The following is a 23,452-nucleotide window of genomic DNA, read 5'->3' on the forward strand; positions in this document are numbered from 1 at the left end:
CTTCTGAAATGAGCCCGTTAATCCTGATGATTACCGCTGGGGCAGGCATCGCGCTGTTGTTGTTCCTGGTGCTCAAGTACAAGTTCCAGCCCTTCGTGGCCTTGATGCTGGTGAGCATTCTGGTGGCGCTGGTGGCCGGGGTGAAACCGGCCGATCTGGTCGCGACCATCGAAGGCGGCATGGGCAAGACCCTGGGCCATATCGCAATCATCATTGCCCTGGGCGCGATGATCGGGCGGATCATCGAGCTCTCCGGCGGTGCCGAGGCGCTGGCCAAGACGCTGATCACCCGTTTCGGCAACCGGCGTACGCCCCTGGCGTTGACGATTGCCGGCTTCATGGTCGGGGTGCCGGTATTCTTCGAAGTCGGCGTGATCATCCTCATGCCGCTGGCCTATGGTATTGCCCGGCGTGCGCGCAAGCCGCTGTTGGTGTTCGCGTTGCCGATGTGTGCTGCGTTGTTGACCGTACACGCCTTTCTGCCGCCACACCCGGGTGCAGTCGCCGCTGCCAGCCAATTGGGCGCGGACCTGGGCCGCGTGCTGATGTTCGGGTTGCCGATCACCGCGTTCCTTTGCTATGTCGGTTACCGCGTGGCCGGGCGCATGACCCGTCGGGCGTACCCGATGACCGATGATATTCGTGCCGAGGTCTATGGTCCGCATGTCACCAACGAGGATCTGGCCGCCTGGTCCAATGGCAACGACATCAGCGCTGAGCGAGCGGCTGAAGCCGTATCACACATGGGCCTGGAAGAGTCGACCAGCAGCATCGTTTCCAAATTGCCGTCGGCCCCCGCACCAGGTTTTGGCCTGATCGTCAGCCTGATCCTGCTGCCGATCATTCTGATTCTGCTGGGGACTCTGTCTACCTCGTTGCTGCCTGCCGACTCAATTCTGCGCGGCATCATGACCGTGCTCGGTGCGCCGCTGGTGGCGCTGCTGATCGATACCTTGCTGTGTGCCTGGCTGCTGGGTTCGCGCCGGGGCTGGAGCCGCACTCAGGTGTCCGACGTGATCGGTTCGGCCTTGCCCGGTGTCGCCATGGTGATCCTGATTGCCGGTGCCGGCGGTGTGTTCGGCAAGGTGCTGGTGGATACCGGAATCGGCGCCGTGGTCTCCGACATGCTGCGCACCACCGGTCTGCCGGTTCTGGCCCTGGGCTTTCTGCTGACCATGCTGTTGCGCGCGGTGCAGGGTTCGACCACGGTGGCGCTGGTGACCACTGCCGGCATCATCAGCCCGCTGATTGCGACCCTCGATCTCACCCCGAACCACATGGCCCTGCTGTGTCTGGCCATGGGCGGTGGCGGGTTGGCCATGTCCCATATCAATGACGCCGGTTACTGGATCTTCACCAAGCTGTCAGGCCTGAACGTGGCCGACGGTCTGCGCACCTGGACGGTGATGACCACCTTGCTCGGCACCTTGGGTTTCTGTATTACCCTGCTGATCTGGCCCTTTGTCTAACCCTTTATCTCAGGAGCTACCATGCCTCGTTTTGCAGCCAACCTCAGCATGCTCTACCCGGAACATGAGTTTCTGGATCGCTTCGCCGCCGCTGCCTCTGACGGTTTCGAAGCGGTGGAGTATCTGTTCCCCTACGACTACAGCGCTGAAGAACTCAAGCAACGCTTGAGCGACAACGGCCTGGTGCAGGCACTGTTCAACGCGCCGCCCGGTGATTGGGCAGCGGGGGAGCGGGGCACAGTGTCGTTGCCGGGCCGGGAGAGTGAATTTCGTAGCGGTTTTGATCGCGCCCTGGATTACGCCGGTGTGCTGGGCAATTCGCGCATCCATGTGATGGCCGGGCTGTTGCCGTCGGAAAGCGATCGCCCACGGCATCACGGCGTATACCTGGAAAACCTCGCCTACGCCACCGCCCAGGCGGCCAAGGCAGGCGTCACCGTATTGCTCGAACCGATCAATACACGAGACATGCCAGGTTTTTTCCTCAACCGCCAGGATCAGGCCCAGGCCATCTGCAAGGAAGTGGGCGCCAGTAACCTGAAGGTTCAGTTCGACTGCTACCACTGCCAAATCGTCGAGGGTGACCTGGCGACTAAACTGCGTCGCGACTTCGATGGTATCGGCCATATCCAGATCGCCGGCGTGCCTGACCGACATGAACCGGACCTGGGGGAAGTCAATTATCCCTATCTGTTCGAACTGATCGACCAATTGGGTTATGACGGCTGGGTAGGGTGCGAATATCGGCCACGAGGCAATACGTCTGCCGGCTTGCAGTGGTTGCGCGACTGGAAAGCGCGTTAAGCATTATAGAGGAGGGCGGCGACGGATTCCGCAGGATGCAGGAGTCCGTTGTTTCACGCCGGTGTACTGTCAGCCGGCAGCAACAGTTCGACACCCTGCTTGCGGATGCCATCGGCCGCTGCAGCGGTCAACGCGTCATCGCTGAGAATAATGTCGAACTGCTCGAGCCCGGCAATCCTGTACATGCTGAAGGTGCCGTATTTTGAACTGCTGGCCACCAGCACCACTTGCGAAGCCGATTGCATCGCGGCTTGTTTGACCTCAACCTTCAGCGCCGAAGGGGTGGTGAGGCCGCGACGCAAATCCCATGAACTGGTCGATATGAACGCGATATCGGTGACCACCTGACGCAAGGTGGCAACCGCCAGACCGCCCACGCACGATTGATTGGAGTGATCCAGCTGCCCACCGGTATGAATCACCGTGACATGGGGGGCTTCGATCAGTGCCTGGACAATGCCGAAGTCATTGGTCACCACGGTCATGCCGGACAGCGCCTTGATGTAGGGGACGATTTCCAGCGTGCTGGTCCCCGCATCCAGGTAAATCGTCATGTCGGCATGCAATAGCCGGGCGGCGAGCCTGGCCATGGCCTGCTTCTGCGGCAACTCGACCACCGCCTTGATCTGATGGCTGGGCTCACTGTGCAGCTGGCTGGCGATCCGCACCCCACCCGTTACCGAGTAAGCACGACCTTCCTGCTCCAGCAACGCAATATCGCGGCGTATGGTCATGTGCGAACAGTCGAACATTTCCATCAATTGATGAACGCTCAGCACCTGATGCTTGCGCAACTGTCGCAGCATCAATTCACGGCGCTGTTCAGGGATCATCGGTGCGCCGCTTTCGGCGGCGATGTCCTTTTGACTAGGCATTCGGGCTCCAGAATGAAGAAATCCGCAGACAAGGAAGGCGGGCAACCATAGTAGCGAATCTGCCGCCGGATCAGTAGCGTGATGAGGCATCGGGTCCGATCCGCGTCGTGTTGCCTGCACCTGGCCCCAGGGCGATTTCGTGCTCTGGATGGAACTGCTGAAAACTTCGACACGCTGCTTGAACCGGGCTTTACTGGAATAAGTCGTGCTGATTGCCGCGGGCTGGATGCTCACTGCAGCCAACAAGTACCGGCTGGCTCCCCAGGCTGAAACCACACCCGTCGAGGTTGAGGACAATTCCTTGCCCATGTCCCGGTTCATCCCTGTCATGTTGCTCGCGCTGCTGCTCGCCGGCTGTGCCACCACGCGCTTGCCCCACGAGTTCAGCGAGGCGATAGCCGCCAGCGATTCGGCTTTCGGGCGCTCGATCCAGGCTCAAGCCACCACGCATGAGGGGCGTTCGGGTTTTCGCTTGCTGCCCAACAGCAGTGAAGCGTTCCGGGCGCGCGCCGAGTTAATCCGCAATGCGCAGAAAAGCGTCGATCTGCAGTACTACATCGTGCATAACGGTCTCAGCACCCGGGCACTGGTGCGTGAAATGCTGCTGGCAGCCGATCGCGGCGTACGTATCCGCATCTTGCTCGATGACACTGCCAGCGACGGCCAGGTAGAAGTCATCGCTACCCTGGCCGTGCACCCGAACATCCATATCCGTGTGTTCAACCCTTTGCATCTGGGGCGCAGCACCATGGTCACTCGAACCATGGGGCGTCTGCTCGATCTTTCTCAACAACACCGCCGCATGCACAACAAACTGTGGCTGGCCGACAACAGCGCAGCCATCGTTGGCGGACGCAACCTGGGGGATGAGTATTTCGACGCCAAGCCCGATCTCAACTTCACCGACATGGACCTGCTGTGCATCGGCCCGGTCGCCGAGCAGTTGGGCCACAGCTTCGATCAGTACTGGAACAGCGCCCTGAGCCAGCCGATCAGTGATTTCGTGCTCGACAAGCCAACCGCCGAAGACTTGCTCCAGAGCCGCCAGCGCCTGGAACAATCGCTGCAGAGCGCACGTATCGAGAGCAAGGCCTTGTACGACCACCTCATGACCTACCGGAGCCAACCGCAGCTCGAGACCTGGCGCAAGCAACTGATCTGGGCCCATAACAAGGCCATGTGGGATGCCCCGAGCAAGGTCCTGGCCGACGGCGAACCGGCACGCGCGCTATTGATGGCCACACAGCTGCGGCCTGAACTCGATAGCGTCAATAACGAGCTGATCATGATCTCGGCCTATTTCGTCCCGCAAAAGCCGGGCATGGACTATCTGCTGGGTCGTGCCGATGCCGGCGTTGATGTGCGCCTGCTGACCAACTCACTGGAAGCCACCGATGTGCCTGCGGTGCATGGCGGCTATGCACCGTATCGCAAGACTCTGCTCGAACATGGCGTGAAACTCTATGAGCTGCGGCGCCAGCCGGACGATCCCGGTCGCAGTTCTTCGTTTGGTTTCAGTGGTGGCTCGGACTCCAGCCTGCACACCAAGGCCATGATCCTGGACAAGCAGAAAGTGTTCATCGGTTCGTTCAATTTCGACCCGCGTTCAGTGTTCTGGAACACTGAAGTCGGGGTGCTGGTCGATAGTCCCGAACTGGCCGGCCAAGTGCGCCAGCTGGCACTTGAGGGCATGGCGCCGGCCATGAGTTACCAGGCCCGACTGGAAAACGGCGAAGTCGTCTGGCTCACCGAGGACGACGACCGCCTGCATACCTTGCATGAGGAGCCCGGCGGCAAATGGCGCAGCTTCAAGGCCTGGCTCAGCGACAAGATCGGCCTGGAGAAAATGCTCTAGAGCGAAATCGCCTTACCCTGCGACAGCCGTCTCCCTCGCATTCATTGCATGTGTTGGTCTTTGATCTTTCGGGCACTGCAAATCCCCTGTGGGCTTGACTCAAGGTGTGAAATCGCTGGCGTGCAGCTCCTGGACGCCCACCAGTTGGATTTCGAACTCGGGGGTGGCGTCGGCGTTGACACTGCCCTGGAGAATGCCATCGGCAAAGCGCAGTTGACCGGTGGCGTTGGCAGGGTCGAAGGCATTGCTGCCGATCAAGGTGAAAGCGTCGACAGCGGCGGACAGTGGGTTGGCGTCCAGGCCGGTGAAATCCAGATGATCGCCCTCGGTGCTCTTGAAACCGTTGATCACGTCGCGCAAAGCCCCGACGCCCATGTCCGACAGCGCACTGAACGCGAAGGTGTCTGCGCCAGTGCCACCGGTGAGGTTGTCGGTGCCTGCACCGCCAATCAGCCGGTCATCGCCCGAACCGCCCACCAGCGTATCGTTGCCCGCACCACCGTTCAACACGTTCGCGGCGCTGTTGCCCGACAGACTGTCGGCGTAGGCGCTTCCCGTCAGGTTTTCAAAGAATTTCAAGGTGTCGAGCCCGGAGCCGGTGGTGTTTTGTTGGGCCGAGGTCGAGAGGTTTACGGTAACGCCGGACAGGGCGCGCTCGAAGGACACCGTGTCAATGCCATCGCGCCCGTCCAGCACGTTGTTGCCGGTTCCGGCGAACAGCGTGTTGTCCAGCGCGTTGCCCGTGCCATTGGCGGCGCCAGTGCTGTCGATATACAGATGCTCGACGTTGTTGCCGAGGGTATAGGCCGCCAGGCTGCTGTGCACACGGTCAACCCCTCCAGACGCCGCATTGCTGTTGATCTCGATCACGGTGTCATCGGCGTTGTCGACATAGTAGGTGTCGTTGCCATCGCCGCCGCTCATGCTGTCGACCCCTGCGGCACCCTCGAGCACGTTATTGGCGGCATTGCCGGTGATGAAGTTGTCCCGCTCATTGCCGGTGCCGTTGATGTCCGACACGCCGGTGAGCACCAGGTTCTCGAGATTGGCGCCCAGGGTCCAGCTGACGGAGGCCTGCACCGTATCGATCTGCGAGGTCGAGGTGTTGGTTTCCACCACGCGGTCGAACGCGTTATCGACCACATAGATGTCGTTGCCATTGCCACCGGTCATGGTGTCGGCTCCCAGGTCGCCATCCAGTGTGTCGTTACCCGAACTGCCCACCAGGGTATCCGCCTGGTCGGTACCGGAAATCATGTTCCGGGCGTTGTCGAAAATGTCCTGCACGCTGTTGTTGTCGTTGGGGTTGCCCTGGAAGCCAAGGTCATCGGCAATGTAGTCGGCCAAACGCTGGCCGACGATCTCCGCCGACTCCTCGTGCAGGTGCCAGACGTCGTCGGGATACGCCAGCGGATCGACTTCGTGGCGCAGGGGGAGGTCGGTGTAGTCCACCGCCAGCTTGACATCGGCGCGCTCGGCGGCGATGGCTTCCTGGGCGGCGCGGACATAGCCAACCCCCTCGACGATGGAGGCAATCTTGTCTTGTGAGTAACCACGGGCACGCGCCGCGTCCTGTTCGTAGTGACCGGTTTCCATCAGGTACACGCTGAAGTTGCCGAACTGGGCATGGAGGTAATCAAGCACCTTCAGGGTCGCGGCCTTGTACGCCGCTGCTGCCGCTGCTTTGTCCGTGGCGCGGGCGATCTCCTGGGCGGCTTCCTCGCCCTGGCCCCAAATGATGCCCATGGTGACGTTATTGATCGATTGCAGTTCGGTGAGCTGGTCCCGCAGCAGCGTCACGGCGCGCAACAGCGCAGGCCCGGGTTGGTTGGTGTCGGTCAGCCACCAGCACAACTCGAGTTCCTCGGCGCTGAGCGTCGACAGGCCGGTGACCGTGCTGCCGCCCACCGCGATGTCGATGCCGTTGCCATCGGCATCGGTGAACTGGCTGCGCACGTCGTAGGTGGTGTAGCGATCAAGATCGTTGACCAGCATCGAGGTGCCGGACTGACCGTCGTCCTCGGTCATGCGCAGCAGGCGCGCATTGGATTGGCCGAGTGTGGGCAGGTAGAGGATGTCTTGCTGGGCTAGCTCGCCGAACACGAAGTCGCTGGCGGTCAGAGTGTTGAAGTAGTTGCCGCTGAGGGCGATTTCGAAGCGATTGCCATCGGCGTCGGCCTCCGCGGACTTGATGTAGGTCTTATCGCCGGCCGCGTTGAGGGTGATGTAAAGCGTGTCATTGCTGCCATCGCCCAAGCCGAGAAAGCCCAGGCCCGAAACATCGATCTTGTCGACGCCCGCGGTGAAGTCATAAATCGTGTCGGTGGCCGAGACACCGCCGGTGTCGTAGTCGCGGTAGCTGTCGAGTACGTTGCTGTAGCGGAAGGTGTCGGCACCGTCGCCGCCGTACAGCGAATCGCGTCCGGCACCGCCGTCGACGATGTCCGCGCCGGTGCCGGCCTTGATTGTGTCGTTGCCACCGAGGCCGAGGATCAGGTCTGCAGCCGCCGTACCGTTGAGGGTTTCGGCATTGTTAGTGCCGGTGATGGTGTTGGCGGGCGCATCGGCCACTACCAGGGCAAAGCTATCACTGACCGATGCACCGACCGGGTCCGTGGCTATAACCAGCACGTTGTAATTGCCTGACGCGGTGTCGTTGGGTGTACCGCTGAACGTACGGGTGGCTGCATCGAAGGTCAGCCAGCCAGGCAGGGCGCTGCCATTAGCCAATTTGGCGGTGTAGCTGAGGCTGTCATTATCCGGATCGGTGAAGCTGGTGGCCGGCACCACGTAGCTGAACAGGGTGTTCTCGGTCGCGTTCTGATCCAGTAGTGGCGTGGCTGACACCGGCGCCTGGTTGCTCGGTGATGACGTGGCGAAGACGAAGTTGGCGCTGGTCAGCTTGTCGAGGTAGTTGCCGTTCAGTGCGACTTCGAAACGGTTGCCATCGGCGTCGGCGGTCAGGGACTTGATGTACGTCTTGGTGCCGGCACTGTTGAGCACCAGGTATACGGTGTTGTTCTTGCCATCCCCCAGGCCGGTGAAACCCATGGCCGAGAGATCGATCTTGTCAGCGGTGATATCGAAATCGGTGATCAGGTCGCCAAGGTTGGCACCGCCGGTGTTGTAGTTGCGGTAACTGTCCAGGCGATTGGAGAACACAAAGACGTCCGCACCAAAGCCACCGGTGAGGGTGTCCATGCCGGCACCGCCGTCGAGCTTGTCGTCGCCCGCGCCGCCACTGAGGCTGTCGTTACCCGCCAGGCCGAGCAGGGTGTCGGCCGAATCGCTACCCAGCAGCGAGTCGCTGGCGCTGGTGCCAGTGACCACGCGATTGAAGATGAAATGGCTGGCGGTCAGGGTGCTGGCGAAGTTGCCCGAGAGAATCAACTCGAAGCGATTGCCGCTGGCATCGGCATCGAAGTCCTTGATGTAGGTGCGGTCGCTGCTGGCGCTGTAGCTGACCTGCAGGGTGCCGCCACGGCCATTGCCTATGCCTGTGAAACCGAGGCCGGCGAGGTCGATCTTGTCCTGGGTGACGTCGAAGTCGGTGATGGTGTCATCGAAGCTTGTGGTTGCGTTGCGGTAAGTGTCGGACTGAGCGACGAAACGGAACGTATCGGCGCCGGTACCGCCGGTGAGTTTGTCGATGCCTGCACCCCCCACCAGAATGTCGCCCCCGGCCCCGCCATTGATAGTGTCGTTGCCGGCACCGCCGTAGAAAATCTCGCTGGCGGCGCTGCCCAGCAGGGTGTCGTTGCCGGCCGTACCATGCACGGTGGTCATCGGCACCGTGGCGCTGACGTAGCTGCCGTCGCCGTAGATCAGCGTGGCGCCCTTGCTGGTGTGACTGATGGTGTTGCCGATAATGGCGTTGCGATCAGTGCCGTCTTCGTTGCGCTCGGCGACGCCGTAGGTCGACAGGTCGCTGCCGATGATGATGTTGCCCTGGATCGTGTTATCGCTGCCGTTGAAGTACTTGCCGGACACGCCGAGGGTATCGTCGTAGGACTGGATGATGATTTCCGGTACGGGGTTGCCCAGGGAATTGTTGTTGAGCGTGTTGTCGATGATCTCGACGTGGTTGCTGCCGTAGATGCGGATCCCGGCGCTGGCGTTGTCGTGAATGTCGACGCCGCTGACGGTCACCTCGCTGGACAGTTTGATCAGCACCCCTTCGGCGCCGTTGCCGTACACCTCGCCACCGGTGATGGTGATGTTGCTGGGGGAGGGGATGTCCTCGCTGCCGCGCTGCACGACGATGCCATTGCCGCCGTTGTTGTAGGCAACGTTATTGGTGAGTGTGAAGTCGTGGGTGCTGGTAACGACGTTGAAACCGTGCCGGTCGTTGTCGTAGGCCACGTTGTTTTCGAAAGTGCTGTCGCTGAGGAAGTCGGCAACGAAACCGTCCAGGCCGTTGCCGTGGGACACGCTGTTCTTGATGACCATGTTGACGGTCTGCTCGTGGGGGTCGAAACCGTACCCGGAGCAATCCTTGATCTCGACGCTGTCGAGGGTGACGTTGGAGTCGTAGCCCGCTTCGCCGGGAATGTAGCCGTTGAACCAACCGTCGATCTTGCCCGTGGTGTTGTCACGGTTGCCGTCGATGGTGAGGTTGCTGACGCCGAAGTCGTGGGTTTGCTCGCCATAGGCGGAGCGGATGACTCCGGTGATCTTGGTGTCGGAGCCGTCAGTCACCTTGACGGTGGTTGCGCCCATGCCGTCGCCGTACAGGTAGACGTTGCTCTTGAGCATCAGGCAGCCGTCTGAGGGTTCCTCACCTCCCGAAACGATATAAGTTCCGGTCGGCATGTACACCTGCCCCCCACCTGCAGCCGCCGCCGCATTAATTGCATTTTGTATCGCCGCCGTGTCGTCAGTGATGCCATCTCCTTTGGCGCCAAAATTTTGTACATTGAAAATCATGAGTTTATCTCCGTATCAGGCGAGAACCTCGGTAGATGCCAATATTCCATCGGCAGCTACCGTGTTATGACCCAACGGAGCGCAAAAGTTGTGACCGCATATCGGGGGAGTGTCAAGAAAACAGAACCAACTGATTAGCGGTTATGAAATGTTTCGAAAAAATAACGGTTATTTGACGCTCGCTCAGGTAGCGAGGCCGCAGTGGAACCGAGTGGCTCGCGCAGCGGATGGCGCTGTAAAAAAGGCTCAAACGACCGAGGGATTGTTCGGGGTTGCGCCTGGCAGCCGAAGGGGCCGCCAGGTGAACGCTTTGAAGTGTCGAGTGGAGTTAAGCCCGAAGCCTTGCATCGGCTGTTACTGAAGGCAGCAGCAGCGAGAACAGGTTCTTGGGATCTTGCAGCTCTGGCACCAGCTGAATGTCGCTGCCAATGTTGAGCGTTCGTGCAACATCCAGCACATAGCGCAAGGCGGAGTAGTCCTCGATGGCGAAGCCGACCGAGTCGAACAAGGTGACTTCCTCGGCATGCTGGCGACCCTGGGTCTGACCGTTGACGACTTTCCAGAACTCGATAACCGGTGAGTCGGCGGGCATCTGCTGGATTTCGCCTTCAATGCGGCTTTGCGGCTCGTACTCAACCATGACCCGCGCACGCTCGACGATGTCCCGGTGCAGTTCGGTCTTGCCGGGGCAGTCGCCGCCCACGGCGTTGAGGTGCATCCCGGGCTCGATCATCTCAGGCGTCAAAATCGTTGCGTAGGCCTTGTCGGCCGTGACCGTGGTCACGATATCGGCACCACGCACCGCTTGCGCGACGGATTTGGCAATGGTCACCTGAATGGCGGGGTAGGCCCGCAGGTTGGCTACCAGCTTCGCTGTCGCGGCCGGTTCGATGTCGTAGAGACTGATTTCAGTAATGCCGAGCAGTGTATGAAATGCCAGGGCCTGGAATTCGCTCTGTGAGCCGTTGCCGATGAGCGCCATTCGGCGACTGTCCGGTCGGGCGAGGTAGCGGGCCGCGAGTGCAGAAGTGGCAGCGGTACGAATGGCGGTCGTCAGCGTCATTTCACTCAGCAAAACCGGCTTGCCGGTATCGACGTCTCCCAACGCACCAAACGCCATGACCGTCAGCATGCCATTGTGGGTGTTCTTCGGATGTCCGTTGACATACTTGAAAGCGTAGAGCGATGCGTCAGACACGGGCATTCAGTTGGCGAAGCCAACGATTGGCTGGGTCCTTGTTATAGCGTGCATGCCAGAACAGGTTTATCTCGATATTAGGCAGCTCCACTGGCGTCGGTAGAACCACGAGCCCAAAGGGTTGTTCGCAACTGCTGGCGAATCGTTCAGGCACTGTTGCCATTAAGTCGGTGCGCTGAAGTATGTGGCCGACTGCGACGAAATGGGGAACCTCGAGGCGTATGTTGCGCTCGATGCCGGCCCGCGCCAGAAAGGTATCGACTTCGCCGTGCCCCGTGTTTGCCGCTACGACGCGAACGTGGTCATAACTGCAAAAACGCTCAAGCGTTAACGGTTCCCTGGTAGCGGGGTGGTCCTTGCGGCATATGCAGACATAGCGATGGTGAAACAGGCGCTGCTGAAAAAATCCGGCTTGCAGGTGCGGCAGTAATCCAACGGCGAGGTCGATCGCACCGTTCTGCAACCCTTCGGCCAAGGTATCGGAGGTGTTGCGCAGCGTACTGATCGAGCAGCCCGGAGCGCGTTCAGCCAGCGCGTCCAACTGGAAGAACTGAGCCATCACCGTTGCATCGTCGGGCACCGGCTCGGCCAGCCGTTGGCGTGGCGGGTCATGCAAACAGGGCAGACCATCCGTTACGCGCCACCCTCAGCCCATCAGATTGGCGACGGCGAAGCCATGATTCTTGCGGCAGTCGCCGGCACAGGCTTGTGCCAGATGCCACGCAGCCTGTTCCAGGACGATATCGAAGCGGGCAGGCTGGTGGAGGTTCTGCAAGTGTATGGGCCGGAACCTGTCGATGTGCATGCCGTCTGGCCAAAGGTGTCCCATCTGTGGCCGAAGGTCAGGTATGTGGTCGATGAGCTGGTTAAGCTATGTGAGCATTGGCAGTGATGCAGACTGATGCCGGGTCAACTCCAATTGATTGCTCTTTTGAGACCCGTTAGGCAGAAACCAAGTTAGAGTGTTCATTAATGTCTGTTCATGAGGTCCCTACACTCGATTCGCGTAGTCGCGCCAAGCGTTTCCAGCGAACGAACCGGGCAAAAAAAATCGTATCTCAATCGTTATGTGAAGAATGAATCGTCCGCTGTTTGTTTCTCTAGATGGGCCCAAGGGAGCCGGCAAAACCACACTGTTGGAAGCCGTGACGAAATTACTGAGGGCAGACAACAAAAAGGTGATCCGACTTTGCGAGAAAAAAAGCGATCCCTATAGGGGTGAAACAATGACCCTCGTTAACAAGCTCGTCAGAAATCCCACCCGGGATTTGGAGTTGAGGGTTTGTGAGCGCTTTGCTGATAGCCGTACCTGGATTTCCCGGAACGTGCTGACTAAACAGCCACCAGACAGCATTATCTTGATCGATCGCTGGTACCCGTCTGATGCCGCGTTTCGCCGGATAGTCCCGTTTGCAGAGATTCTACAATTGAACATTGATCGAAACGTGCGAGTGCCAGACCTGCATGTCGGGGTTGTCACCGCCCCTGATATTTCGTGGGCAAGGGCTGCGGCACGAGGACGTGGGTTGGGCAGTACTGTGATCCATAAGCTGGAAGAACATGTCGCTTGTACAAAGGCGTTCGAGCAAGCAATTGCAGATCACAGCTGGGTTTTATGCCGTAACGAAGGAACGATCGAAGACGCAACGATGCAGGTGATTTCTGAGATCTATAGAGTCCTTCGGTACCCGTAGGCGAAGCTCGCTGCGCCGGCCTTGACGTCGATTGCTGGAGATGCATGCCAAGAGGAAAGCGGACGGCAGGGAAACGGACAGGACACTATGCGCATCTATAGAGTAATACTTGATTTAACATAATATACATTATGCGTAATTCGATATTGCCAGATTGACCCTGACACACACAGATCTTGAAGCAAGCAACCACCTCATCCTCGCGTCAGATTTTCGATCAATGCCCAATGCTCAGGAAACTGCTGTCCGAGCTTTTGCCGGTCACCCATTTCCATATCCGCGAAATCAAAGCCTGGCGAAACCGCCTCACTGATCAAGCCGAATCCTGCCGCGCCGTGCATTACCTGCGAAGCTTTCCAGATGCCACCGGGCACGTGCAGCTGCAAGCATTGTCCAGCGAGAATGTCGTGACCCATCACGATGGTTTTCAATGCGCCGTCCGGAAAAATCAGTGTGTACTGAATCGGATCGCCCAGATGATAGTAATGAACGATGTCTGACTGGTTGAGATGGAAATGACCTATTGGAGAGTCCTGGGTCAACAGATAGTAAATCGAGGTCATGCAATGCCGTTGGCCACCCGACGTCAGGATCATGTTCTGGTCGTCAGATTGGTAGGTTCTGCGAAAGAAACCACCTTCGACATGGGGCTCAAGGCCCAGGGCTCTGATAATTTCGCCAATTCGCAGGGTGCTTTGTGTCATTTGCCGTCTGCCCCATCATTCGTGACTTTAACGCCGCATTCGCAGCATTTATCGACATAACTCGACTAAATAGTGCTTTAGTCGAGTTAGCTTTTATCCCGGCCACACGCCCTGCTCCAAGGAACCGGGCGAACAGCTTTTTCATGTGTATCACAGTATGTCTGCATGACATCTCGATACACAGACTTTCATCCGACCGACGACTCGACACAGGCCAGATACGTTGTCGCGTTTCAATGCAAGCAAGGTTTGAAGGGGCTCGGACCGGCCCCCTGACCCATGGCTAGTAATGGAGACCCCTCATGAAGATGGCACTGCCTAACAGCAACACCGGCAACATTCGCCGCCACCTGGTCGGCCCTTCGATCCTCGCGCTGACTCTGTTCGGCGTGCTCGGCACGGCCCACGCGCAAACGACCGCCACCGCGCAGCCAGCGATGCCCCCTGCCGGCACCACCCAGGCGGCGCTCTCGCCTTTCGGCCCGCTCAAGCACATCAACGCCGGGCTGCTGGACGTGGCGTACGCCGAAACAGGCCCGGCCGGCGGGCCGGTGGTGATCCTGCTGCACGGCTGGCCGTATGACATTCACAGCTATGACGAGGTCGCGCCGTTGCTGGCCGCCAAGGGTTATCGGGTGCTGATGCCCTATGCGCGCGGCTATGGCGATACGCATTTCCTGTCCGACAAAACCCTGCGCAATGGCCAACCAGCCGCGCTGGCCAGTGATGTCATCGACTTCATGGATGCCCTGAAGATCAAGCAAGCGGTGCTCGGTGGCTATGACTGGGGTGCGCGTTCGGCCGACATTGTCTCGGCGTTGTGGCCGGAGCGGGTCAAGGCGCTGGTCTCGGTCAGCGGCTATCTGATCGGCAACCAGGCGGCCGGCAAGAACCCGCTGCCACCCAAGGCGGAATTGCAGTGGTGGTATCAGTTCTACTTCGCCACTGACCGTGGTCGCGCCGGTTACGAGAAAAATACCCACGACTTCGCCAAGTTGATCTGGCAATTGGCTTCGCCGAAATGGGCGTTCGATGATGCCACCTTCGACCGCAGCGCCAAGGCGCTGGACAACCCCGACCATGTCGAGATCACCGTGTTCAACTACCGCTGGCGCCTGGGCCTGGTCCAGGGTGAAAGCCGATACGAAGCACTGGAGCAGAAACTGGCCACGGCGCCGTCCATCAGCGTGCCGACCATCACCCTTGAAGGTGATGCCAACGGCGCACCGCACCCTGCCCCCGAGGATTACGCCAAGCGCTTCACCGGCAAGTACGAGTTCCGGCTGATCAACGGCGGCATCGGCCACAACCTGCCACAGGAAGCTCCGCAGGCGTTTGCCAAGGCGGTGATCGATGCGGATCATCTTTAAGGGCGGATCCGGCATTCGCTTGCTGTTCCCGAATAACCACCTTCGTGGGCACGGTCCCTTGTAGGAGCCAGCTTGCTGGCGATGGTCGTAAACGATAACGCGTGTGAACTGGATAAACGCGGTGCACTTGAGTCCATCGCTGGCAAGCCGGCTCCTACAGGTATTGCTGCGGCAAACATGAGCTATCTTTTCAGCAACTCACCTGCATCAGGTGACCGCTGACAAGTCAGGACGCTTTATGATTCGTTTGCCCCGACGCCACGCTCTCTTTGCCTTGACCATTGCCAGTACGCTCGCCGCCACTCCTCTGCCGGGGGCACAGAACCGCGCTGTCGAAGCCACCGCCGCCAGCGCGGTCGCGGGCCCTGTCGCCGGCACCAAAGTAACTGAACCGTACGTGCGCATGATGGCGCGCGAGGCGTATTTCTGGGCCTGGCCGATGGCCAACATCTTCAATCGCCGCCAGGCGTTCAAAGACCTTCGCGAACCCGGCTTGATGGGCGGCATCGTACCCGTGGCCCCGATCAATCGGCTGTCGATGCTCAGCGACTACATCGACCCGGCCGAGCGGCTGGTGGCCTGCCCGAACCAGGACGTGGTGTACGGCGCCGGCAGCATCGCCCTGGACCTTGAGCCGGTGGTGCTGCAAGTGCCGGACTTCGACGGCCGCTTCTGGGTGTATCAGGTGGTCGACCTGCGTTCCGACAGCTTCGCCGAACTGGGCAAAATGTATAACACCCAGCCAGGTTTCTACCTGTTGGTCGGCCCGGACTGGAATGGCAAGGTGCCGCCCGGCATTAAACGGGTGTACCGCTCGCACACGAACACCGGGTTCGTGATCCCCCGGGTGTTCCAGGACGACACCGCCGCCGACCGCCAGGCCGTGCAGCCGGCATTGTCGGGCATCGACATGTACCCGCTGTCGCAATACGACGGCAAGATGAAGAAGCGCAACTGGGCCAGGCTGCCGAAATTCCCGGCCCAGGCTTCTGATGGCAACGCCGAAACCAAATGGGTGGTATCGGAGAAGTTCTTCGACGAACTGCCGGCCCTGCTCAAGGACGCCAAGCCATTGCCGGGCGAAGAAGCCCACTACGGGCAAATGGCCGCCCTGGCTGCCATCGCCAAGGCCGACCCGCAACTTCGCGCTGCGATGATCGACGAGGCGAAAAAGGCCGACAAAGAAGTGATCGACCCGCTGTTGCAGTTCCGCAACTACGGCCTGCAATTGCCCAATCACTGGAGCACCGTGAGCAACGGCGCAGCGTTCGGTACCGACTATTTCACCCGTACCGCCGTCGCGCGCTCGAACATATTCGTCAATCAGCAGAAAGAGACCAAATACTTCTACCAGGACCTGGATGAGAATGGCCTGCGCCTCAACGGTCAGTACGGTTACAGCGTCACGTTCGCCAAAGGCAAGCTGCCGCCGGTCAAGGGGTTCTGGTCGCTGACGTTGTACAACGAACAGCACTTCTTCTCGCCGAACGAGCTCAAGCGTTATTCCATCGGCACCAAGAACAAATCCCTGCAAACCAACCCTGACGGCTCGCTGACTATCTACGTGCAAAGCGAATCACCGGGCAAGGACAAGGAAAGCAACTGGCTGCCCTCGCCTAAAGGCGCCGAATTCTCGCTGTACATCCGCGCCTACTGGCCGCAAGCCGATGCCCTCGACGGCGACTGGACCCCGCCGGCGGTGGTGAAAACCAATTGAACAGGATCTGAAAAAAATGAGCGCCCAGGTGGCGCTCATTTCATTTTGGTGGCATGGAAACCCCCAAAACCCTGTGGGAGCGAGCTTGCTCCGGGCGGCGTTCCGACGATGGCTGAGTGTCAGCCGACATCAATGCTGGATGCGCCGGCTTCATCGCGAGCAAGCTCGCTCCCACAGGTTTCAGTGGCGCCCACAAAGGCTCGCTACACCGCCAAACAAAGGTGGGAGCCTGAACAGTCATCCAGCGTTCAGCGGCCCTGTCAGCATTTGGAATTGGATAATCAAATCTGGTTACACCAAAACACAACTTTTGCTACGAGTAATGGATCTCACTCAAGTCGATCGACACCAGCAACGCCTCCTTGTTGATGTGCCCATCGGCCTTGCGCCGATAGGCTCGCCGCTTGCCCGGCATGCGCAATCCGTCGGCCTGGACGTAGTCATAAACCAGTTGGGCAGCGGGCATGCCGCCGCTCACATCGACGTTGTAGTCGTGGCGGCGCAGCAGAAAGTCATCGCCGAAGTAGAAGTCCTGGATGGCGCTGTGGGTTGCGATGCTGTCGGGGAAGTGAACCCGCAAATGCCGCCAGAGCTCGGCGCCCTCTTGCAAGGGCTCGATTTCCTCACTGGTTACGCCCGGCAAGGTGAACAGGAAGGGCATGGTCAGGTAGGACCACATCGCATAGCCGTTGAAGTAGGCCCGGTGCAACGGGTCCCAGGCCGTGTGTTCCCCATGGCCCTTGAAGGATGCCCGGGGTGCCTGGCGCTCGGCAATCACCTTGCCCGCGGTATTCTCGATGGCGATTCGATTCGGCGTATAGGCCGTGAATTGCTCCGGTGAGCCGAAGGGTGTCACCGAGGCTCTTTGTTCATGCAGCCACACGCTCATCTGGCGTGGCGCGCTGTCCTGGGTCAACCCTTTCATGCCCCAGAGCGAGCCGCCGGTGACGATCGTGGCGCAGACCTTATTGAAACTGTTCCAGCGCACCAGGCCGCCATGAGCGCTCAGTACCTGGTCCAGCAGTTCGCGATCCTGTGCAGACATGATTGCGTCCCCTCCTCGTCCGTTAGCTCTTGCATCATTACCAGAATAATGGATAGCCGGCCGCGTGCAGGACCGGGCCGATGGACAACCGGGTTGAGGTTCAAACCACTGTGCGCACCAGGCATCAAAGACAGCACACCGATTCAATATTCCCGACTCGATCTACGTAACCATGACCACCTCACTCACCCCCGTAAGGACAGTGTCATGGCCATTGCAAAGGCAGTACCTGGCAAAACCCTGCTGACCCCGACCGACCACACCCTGATCATGATCGACCACCAGTCGCAGATGTCCTTCGCGACCAAGTCGATCGACGCTGTCACCCTGCGCAACAACGCCGCACTGGTGGCCAAGGCAGCGCGTGGCTTCAAGGTCTCGACCATTCTCACCACCGTCGCCGAAAAGAGCTTTTCCGGGCCGATCTTCGACGAAATCAAGGCTGTGTTCCCGGAACACAACGTGATCGACCGCACCAGCATGAACACCTGGGAAGACGAGCGCATTGCCGTGGAAGTCAACGCCATCGGCAAGCAGAAGATTGTCCTCGCCGGTCTGTGGACGTCCGTGTGCATCGTTGGCCCGGCGTTGTCGGCGATTGACCAGGGGTTCGAGGTGTATGTAATTGCCGACGCCTGCGGCGACGTCAGCACCGAAGCCCATGAAATGGCCATGCAGCGCATGATCCAGATCGGTGCCCGGCCGATGACCTCGCTGCAATACCTGCTGGAACTGCAACGCGACTGGGCCCGCAGCGAGACCTACGACGAAACGGTGAAAACCTCGATTGCCAACGGCGGTGCCTACGGTCTGGGCCTGATCTACGCCAAGACCATGTTTGGCGCATCCGAAGGCCATTAAGGTCCGTTGAAAAAACCGGCGACTGCGGACGAACCCTGTAGGAGCGAGCTTGCTCCTACAGTGAATCATCGCAGTCGCTACCCCCTGTGGTGAGCCATTGATGACCCTCTTCCCGCAAGACTTCAGGGCGGCCATTGCCCTGTTTTTCTGCCTGCTGGCCACCCACGCACTGGCGGAGGAATCGGCGAAAGGCACCGTAGGATTTTTCGAGGGCGCGACGCTTGGCGTGCTCAACCGAAACTTTTATCTGAACAGCGACTATCGATCGCCCTCGCCGACCGGCAAGAGCTACCAGGCCGAATGGGCTCAAGGTTTTATCAGCGCTTTTGAATCCGGCTTTACACCGGGCACGGTCGGCTTCGGCCTCGATGCCCATGCTTTTGTGGGATTGAAGCTTGATGGCGGCAAGGGCCATTCCGGAACCGGTCTGTTGCCAGTGGGCAGTGACGGCCGCAGCGCAAGCGACTACTCCAGCGGTGGCGGCGCGATCAAGCTCAAGGCATCGAATACCACCTTGGCGTTTGGCGAAATGGAGGTCGAATCCCCGGTGTTCGACACCGCGGACAAACGCCTGCAGCCGGAGTACGCCACAGGTTTTCTGCTCAACAGCCGCGAAATCGATGGCATGAACCTGCAGGCCGGCCACTTCACGGCGTTCAAGAATCAGGACAGTGCTTCAGGCAAGGGCAACTTTTTCGGTTATGGCGCCAACACCGAGGCCGGTGGCATTTCGTTTGTCGGCACCAATCTGTTTACCCAAAGTCCTATCGGCGGTGCCCTGTATGCCTCGGAGCTGACCGATACCTGGAATCAGTACTACGGCAACCTGCACTTCAAGCAGTCCGAGGTGTTCCTAGACGCCAACCTCTATCACACCCGGGACACCGGTCAGGCGCTGGCCGGTGCCATCGACAACACGGCGTACAGCCTGTCCGGCAGATACACGCTGGACGCCCATGGGTTCACCCTGGCTTATCAAAAGGTCGACGGTGATACGCCATTCGATTTCGTCGGTGGCGATTCCATCTACCTGGCCAACTCGATCAAGTACGCCGACTTCAACGGCGCCGGCGAACGATCCTGGCAGGTTCGTTACGACCTGGACCTGGCCAACTTCGGGATACCCGGCCTGAAGTTCATGACCCGTTACGTCACCGGCGACCAGATCGAGGGCACCCATGCACCGCAAGGCGGCGCCTATAACCCGTTCGACCCGGCGACCGGCACCTTCGCGCCGCAACAAGGTGATGGGGGCAAGCACTGGGAGCGGGACATTGACCTGCACTACGTCGTGCAGTCCGGGGCGGCCAAGGGTTTGTCGTTGCAACTGTCCCATGTGTCGCACCGGGCGAATGCGGCCCAGGCCGGCGATGACATCGACCGGGTGTACGTGGTCATCCAGTACCCGCTGGGCTTCGGGCCGTTCTGAGCGGAAAGTGGCGGAAGGCAGCCGGAGTCGAACCTGCCCGGGAACGGATGCCGTCCCCAACCGGGTTTGAAGCCCGGCCGCGCCACCGGGCGCGATTGCCTTCCTTGAAACCATGCCTTTGAATCATGCCCCTGAATCAGTGCTCTGTGCGCTGGGCCAACGCACTGTCCAGGCGAATCTGCCGTCGATCTCCAAAGCGTCGAGTCAGGCCAATACGGTCGAAGTACTCCAGTATCTGGATGCTGCGCTTGCGCCCCAGGCCCACCGCATCACGAAACGCCGCCACCTGGATCACCGGGTTGGCGTCCGCCAGCTGCAACAGCATAGCCGCCAATCGGCGAATCATGCTGTCGGTGTAAAACAGATCGCGCACCACTTGATGCATCAAGCCCAGGCGCGCCATTTTGCGTAGCAATGCGCGGACGGTTGCTTCGTCATGCCCCAGGTTGCGCACCCAGGGCGGATTGATCTGCGCCGCGTCGAACAGTGGCTGCAATTGTAGCCACAGGGCTTCGTCCTCTTCGCTCAAGCGCACCTGATGCCCGGGCAGATGCAACCACGGACCGCTGCTGGCGATGTCGCCGCTGGCCAGTAATTCATCGAGCAGGCTGATGAATGTCGGGCGTTCCAGCGTGCTGCCGGTGAATCGACGCAGGCGGTCCCGGTCCGGGCCCATTTGATCCGGTTCGAGTTGATGGAAACGCGCGAGTTGATCCACTAAAGGCGCTTTCAAGGCTTCCCAGCGACTTGCACTGAACAGCAACGCGCCTTGGCGGGTGTCGATCAGGCGCACGTCAGCGGGCAACACCCAACTGCTGCGCGGTCGGTTGAACTGCCGTTCCAGGCGCTGCGGATCGAGCCCGCTGTCGCTATGGGCCAGCAATGCCGGCAGCACATCTTCCAGCGTTGCGCTGTTCGCCAGCGCGTCCAGTTGCGCCAACCTTTCGGGGCTTCGGCGTTGCCGGGTGGGTGCAAACGGATCGAGCACCCGGCCGCCACCCAGCGTACGTTGGGCACTCTGGTCACGCAGGATCAGCGGATCACCCTTCACTGCATGCACCGCTGAATTGAGCAGCAGTTGCGCAAACATCCGTCCACCGGGCGCCAGGCTGGTGCCTTCCAGCAAGGCGACGCGCCCGGTCACGTCCTGGGTGCCGAGGTGCACGTGCACCGGTTGAAAGTGCTCGAAGGCCCGGGGTTCGCCGGCCAGCAGTTGCATGTCGATGTCCAGGCGCTGGGTGGGCGCATACAGGCCTTCGGCGAGTAACCAGTGGCCGCGATGGATATGTTCGAGGGCCAGTCGCTCGGCACTCAGGTTCAACGCCACGCGCTGGCCGGCAAAGGCATGCTCGGCGGCCTGGTTTTGCGCGTGCAGGCCACGGATGCGCACCGGTTTGCCTTGTGGCCCCAACAGCAGGGTATCGCCCACCGCGACCTGGCCGGACAGCGCTGTGCCGGTCACCACGATACCGGCCCCGGCCACGCTGAAGGCCCGGTCGATCGCCAGGCGAAAACCACCTTCAGTGCTGCGTTGCTGTACTTCACGCTGGGCTTGCAGCAATTGTTGGCGCAGGGTTTCGATGCCCTCGCCGGTCACGCTCGACAGCGCAATCAGCGGTGCATCGGCATAGGGTCCGGGCGCCAGCAAGGTACGGACCTGCTCGCGCACGTCCTGCACCCGGGCGCTGTCGACCCGGTCGCACTTGCTTATCGCTACCAGTGCCCGAGGGATGCCCAGCAACTGGACAATCGCCAGGTGCTCGCGGGTCTGCGGCATCACCCCGTCATCGGCGGCCACCACCAGCAACACCAGATCGATGCCCTGCGCCCCGGCCAGCATGTTGTGGGTGAAGCGTTCATGGCCGGGAACGTCGATGAAACCGGTCAGCGGCGCATCCGCCTCCAGCGCGGCATACAGGTAGCCGAGGTCGATGGTCATGCCGCGCTCACGCTCTTCGCGGCGTCGGTCACCCGCCTGCCCGGTCAGCGCCTGGAGCAGCGCCGTTTTGCCATGGTCGATGTGCCCTGCAGTGCCGACAATCACCCTGCCCGGCCCTCCACCTGTAATTGATCGAGTTGCGCCAGCCATGCCGGCTCGTCGTCCAATTGCCGCAAATCCAGCCACAGGGCGTCATCGTCGATGCGCCCGAGGACCGCAATCGGCAAGGCGCGAAAGGCTTCCTCCAGCGTCAACAGCGAGCGCCCGCGCAAGCGCTTGGAAGTCAGCGGCCGCAGACACAGCGCTGCGCTGGCCAGCCTCGCCACCGGTTGGCTGCCACTGCCGATCATGCCCAGTGCTGGCATCGCGCTGACGCTCCAGCCATCACCCAGCACTTGGGCCAGCGCCGGCCGCAAACGCTCGGCTTGGGCGAGGATATCGGCCTGTGGCCGGGTCAACAGGCGCAGGCTCGGCAAGCGCTCGGCCAGTCGGTCCGGGTTGCGGTACAAACTCAGTACCGCTTCCAGGGCGGCCAGGGTCATCTTGTCGACCCGCAGCGCACGCTTGAGCGGATTTTTCTTGATCCTGGCAATCAGTTCCTTGCGGCCGACAATCACCCCGGCCTGTGGCCCACCCAGCAGTTTGTCGCCACTGAAGGTAACGATGTCCGCGCCATCCAGCAGCGCCTGACGCACAGTCGGCTCTGCCGGCAAACCCCAGCGGGTCAAGTCGAGCAGGCTGCCGCTGCCGAGGTCTTCGAGCAGCGGCAAGCCGTGCTGGTGGGCCAGTTGCGCCAGTTCGGCGGTCGGCACGCTCGTGGTGAAGCCTTGAATGCTGTAGTTGCTCGCATGCACGCGCATGATCAAACCGCTGCGCGGGCCGATCGCGGCCTCGTAGTCGCGGCCATGGGTGCGGTTGGTGGTGCCGACCTCAACCAGCTTCACCCCGGCGCGGGCCATGATGTCGGGCATGCGGAAGGCGCCGCCGATTTCAATCAGTTCGCCCCGGGAAATAATCCCTTCCTTGCGCGCGCCCAGGCTGTTGAGGGTCAGCAGTACCGCAGCGGCATTGTTGTTGACCACGGTCACCGCTTCGGCGCCGGTCAGTTCGCGGATCAAGTCATCGATCAGGTCGTCGCGGTCTCCGCGCTTGCCGCTGCGCAGGTCGAATTCGAGGTTGAGTGGATAGCGTGCGGCCATTTGCACCGCCTCGATCGCTTCCTCGGGCAACAGCGCCCGGCCGAGGTTGGTGTGCAAGACCGTGCCGGTGAGGTTGAACACCCTGCGTACATGGCTGCGATGCTGGATGGCCAAGCGCTCGCCAACCCTGCCCGCCAGCACGTCAGCGCTGACTTCCACAGGTTCGAGCAAACCCTGCAGCACCCCTTCGCGCAATTCATCCAGCAATTGCCGCAAGGCGCCCAGCAAGGCGTCGCGTCCATAGCGCTCGGCCAACGGCTGGCACGCCGGGTGACGTAACAGACTGTCGATGGAAGGTAGACGCAGGGGTTGGCTGGCACTGCGTGCAGACATCTGGCGCTCCTGAAAACGAATGACCCTCGCGCCA

15 protein-coding genes, 1 tRNA gene and 3 pseudogenes are annotated in these 23,452 nt (G+C 60.5%); 10 read left to right on the plus strand and 9 right to left on the minus strand.

Annotation, left to right across the window (positions count from 1 at the left end; genetic code table 11):
* The first annotated feature begins 8 nt into the window (after positions 1-8).
* A complete protein-coding gene (locus AC3IT9_RS14340; RefSeq protein WP_151213476.1) occupies positions 9-1,469 on the plus strand; it encodes a GntT/GntP/DsdX family permease in 1,461 nt (486 codons plus the stop codon).
* 21 nt (positions 1,470-1,490) lie between these two features.
* Positions 1,491-2,273 (plus strand): 2-oxo-tetronate isomerase, encoded by a 783-nt coding sequence (gene otnI / locus AC3IT9_RS14345; protein WP_423502865.1) that lies wholly within the window; start codon positions 1,491-1,493, stop codon positions 2,271-2,273.
* Positions 2,274-2,326: 53 nt separating this feature from the next.
* On the opposite strand, the gene AC3IT9_RS14350 is transcribed toward otnI, so the two are convergent.
* Positions 2,327-3,148, minus strand: coding sequence for a DeoR/GlpR family DNA-binding transcription regulator (locus AC3IT9_RS14350; protein WP_150723844.1), 822 nt, complete (start codon positions 3,146-3,148; stop codon positions 2,327-2,329).
* Positions 3,149-3,455: 307 nt separating this feature from the next.
* On the opposite strand from AC3IT9_RS14350, the gene AC3IT9_RS14355 reads away from it, so the two are divergent.
* Positions 3,456-5,003 (plus strand): phospholipase D family protein, encoded by a 1,548-nt coding sequence (locus tag AC3IT9_RS14355; RefSeq protein ID WP_150724304.1) that lies wholly within the window; start codon positions 3,456-3,458, stop codon positions 5,001-5,003.
* 99 nt (positions 5,004-5,102) lie between these two features.
* Here the strand turns inward: AC3IT9_RS14355 and AC3IT9_RS14360 are convergent, their stop codons facing one another.
* From AC3IT9_RS14360 to AC3IT9_RS14370, 3 genes and pseudogenes are all read right to left on the minus strand, one after another.
* The gene (locus AC3IT9_RS14360; protein WP_489273443.1) at positions 5,103-9,929 is read right to left on the minus strand and encodes a M10 family metallopeptidase C-terminal domain-containing protein; all 4,827 of its coding nucleotides are present in this window, start codon (positions 9,927-9,929) and stop codon (positions 5,103-5,105) included.
* Between the two features lie 328 nt (positions 9,930-10,257).
* Positions 10,258-11,133 (minus strand): annotated as a pseudogene (gene ocd / locus AC3IT9_RS14365) (ornithine cyclodeaminase); the annotation flags it as partial.
* Positions 11,120-11,668 (minus strand): annotated as a pseudogene (locus AC3IT9_RS14370) (LysR substrate-binding domain-containing protein); the annotation flags it as partial. The pseudogenes AC3IT9_RS14370 and ocd, both read right to left, overlap by 14 nt.
* On the opposite strand from AC3IT9_RS14370, the pseudogene AC3IT9_RS14375 reads away from it, so the two are divergent.
* A pseudogene (locus AC3IT9_RS14375) lies at positions 11,669-12,019 on the plus strand (LysR substrate-binding domain-containing protein); the annotation flags it as partial.
* 184 nt (positions 12,020-12,203) lie between these two features.
* A complete protein-coding gene (locus tag AC3IT9_RS14380; RefSeq protein ID WP_489273444.1) occupies positions 12,204-12,821 on the plus strand; it encodes a dTMP kinase in 618 nt (205 codons plus the stop codon).
* Positions 12,822-13,015: 194 nt separating this feature from the next.
* Here the strand turns inward: AC3IT9_RS14380 and AC3IT9_RS14385 are convergent, their stop codons facing one another.
* Positions 13,016-13,525, minus strand: a complete 510-nt coding sequence (locus AC3IT9_RS14385; RefSeq protein WP_489273445.1) for a cupin domain-containing protein — start codon at positions 13,523-13,525, stop codon at positions 13,016-13,018.
* A gap of 302 nt (positions 13,526-13,827) precedes the next feature.
* Between AC3IT9_RS14385 and AC3IT9_RS14390 the strand changes: the two genes are divergently transcribed.
* From AC3IT9_RS14390 to AC3IT9_RS14400, 3 genes are all read left to right on the plus strand, one after another.
* The gene (locus AC3IT9_RS14390; RefSeq protein ID WP_489273446.1) at positions 13,828-14,895 is read left to right on the plus strand and encodes an alpha/beta fold hydrolase; all 1,068 of its coding nucleotides are present in this window, start codon (positions 13,828-13,830) and stop codon (positions 14,893-14,895) included.
* 72 nt (positions 14,896-14,967) lie between these two features.
* Positions 14,968-15,117, plus strand: coding sequence for a hypothetical protein (locus AC3IT9_RS14395; RefSeq protein WP_191624889.1), 150 nt, complete (start codon positions 14,968-14,970; stop codon positions 15,115-15,117).
* Between the two features lie 16 nt (positions 15,118-15,133).
* Complete coding sequence (locus AC3IT9_RS14400; RefSeq protein ID WP_489273447.1) at positions 15,134-16,612, plus strand: DUF1254 domain-containing protein; 1,479 nt, start codon at positions 15,134-15,136, stop codon at positions 16,610-16,612.
* Between the two features lie 313 nt (positions 16,613-16,925).
* Here AC3IT9_RS14400 and AC3IT9_RS14405 read toward each other — a convergent pair whose 3' ends face one another.
* The gene (locus AC3IT9_RS14405) at positions 16,926-17,657 is read right to left on the minus strand and encodes a hypothetical protein (protein ID WP_489273448.1); all 732 of its coding nucleotides are present in this window, start codon (positions 17,655-17,657) and stop codon (positions 16,926-16,928) included.
* Between the two features lie 207 nt (positions 17,658-17,864).
* Here AC3IT9_RS14405 and AC3IT9_RS14410 point away from each other — a divergent pair, with 207 nt between their 5' ends.
* Positions 17,865-18,518, plus strand: a complete 654-nt coding sequence (locus tag AC3IT9_RS14410; protein WP_046043338.1) for a hydrolase — start codon at positions 17,865-17,867, stop codon at positions 18,516-18,518.
* Between the two features lie 100 nt (positions 18,519-18,618).
* The gene (locus AC3IT9_RS14415; RefSeq protein ID WP_489273449.1) at positions 18,619-19,947 is read left to right on the plus strand and encodes an OprD family porin; all 1,329 of its coding nucleotides are present in this window, start codon (positions 18,619-18,621) and stop codon (positions 19,945-19,947) included.
* 8 nt (positions 19,948-19,955) lie between these two features.
* On the opposite strand, the gene AC3IT9_RS14420 is transcribed toward AC3IT9_RS14415, so the two are convergent.
* The 3 genes from AC3IT9_RS14420 to selA form a co-directional block, all read right to left on the minus strand.
* Positions 19,956-20,051 (minus strand) — tRNA-Sec (locus tag AC3IT9_RS14420).
* Positions 20,052-20,083: 32 nt separating this feature from the next.
* Complete coding sequence (selB, locus tag AC3IT9_RS14425) at positions 20,084-21,991, minus strand: selenocysteine-specific translation elongation factor (protein WP_489273450.1); 1,908 nt, start codon at positions 21,989-21,991, stop codon at positions 20,084-20,086.
* Positions 21,988-23,418 carry an L-seryl-tRNA(Sec) selenium transferase gene (gene selA, locus AC3IT9_RS14430; RefSeq protein ID WP_489273451.1) on the minus strand — a complete coding sequence of 477 codons (1,431 nt, stop codon included), beginning with the start codon at positions 23,416-23,418 and terminating at the stop codon, positions 21,988-21,990. The genes selB and selA overlap by 4 nt, the downstream gene beginning before the upstream one ends.
* Positions 23,419-23,452 lie beyond the last annotated feature (34 nt).

The sequence above is a fragment of the Pseudomonas sp. KH_046_1 genome, from assembly GCF_057839025.1.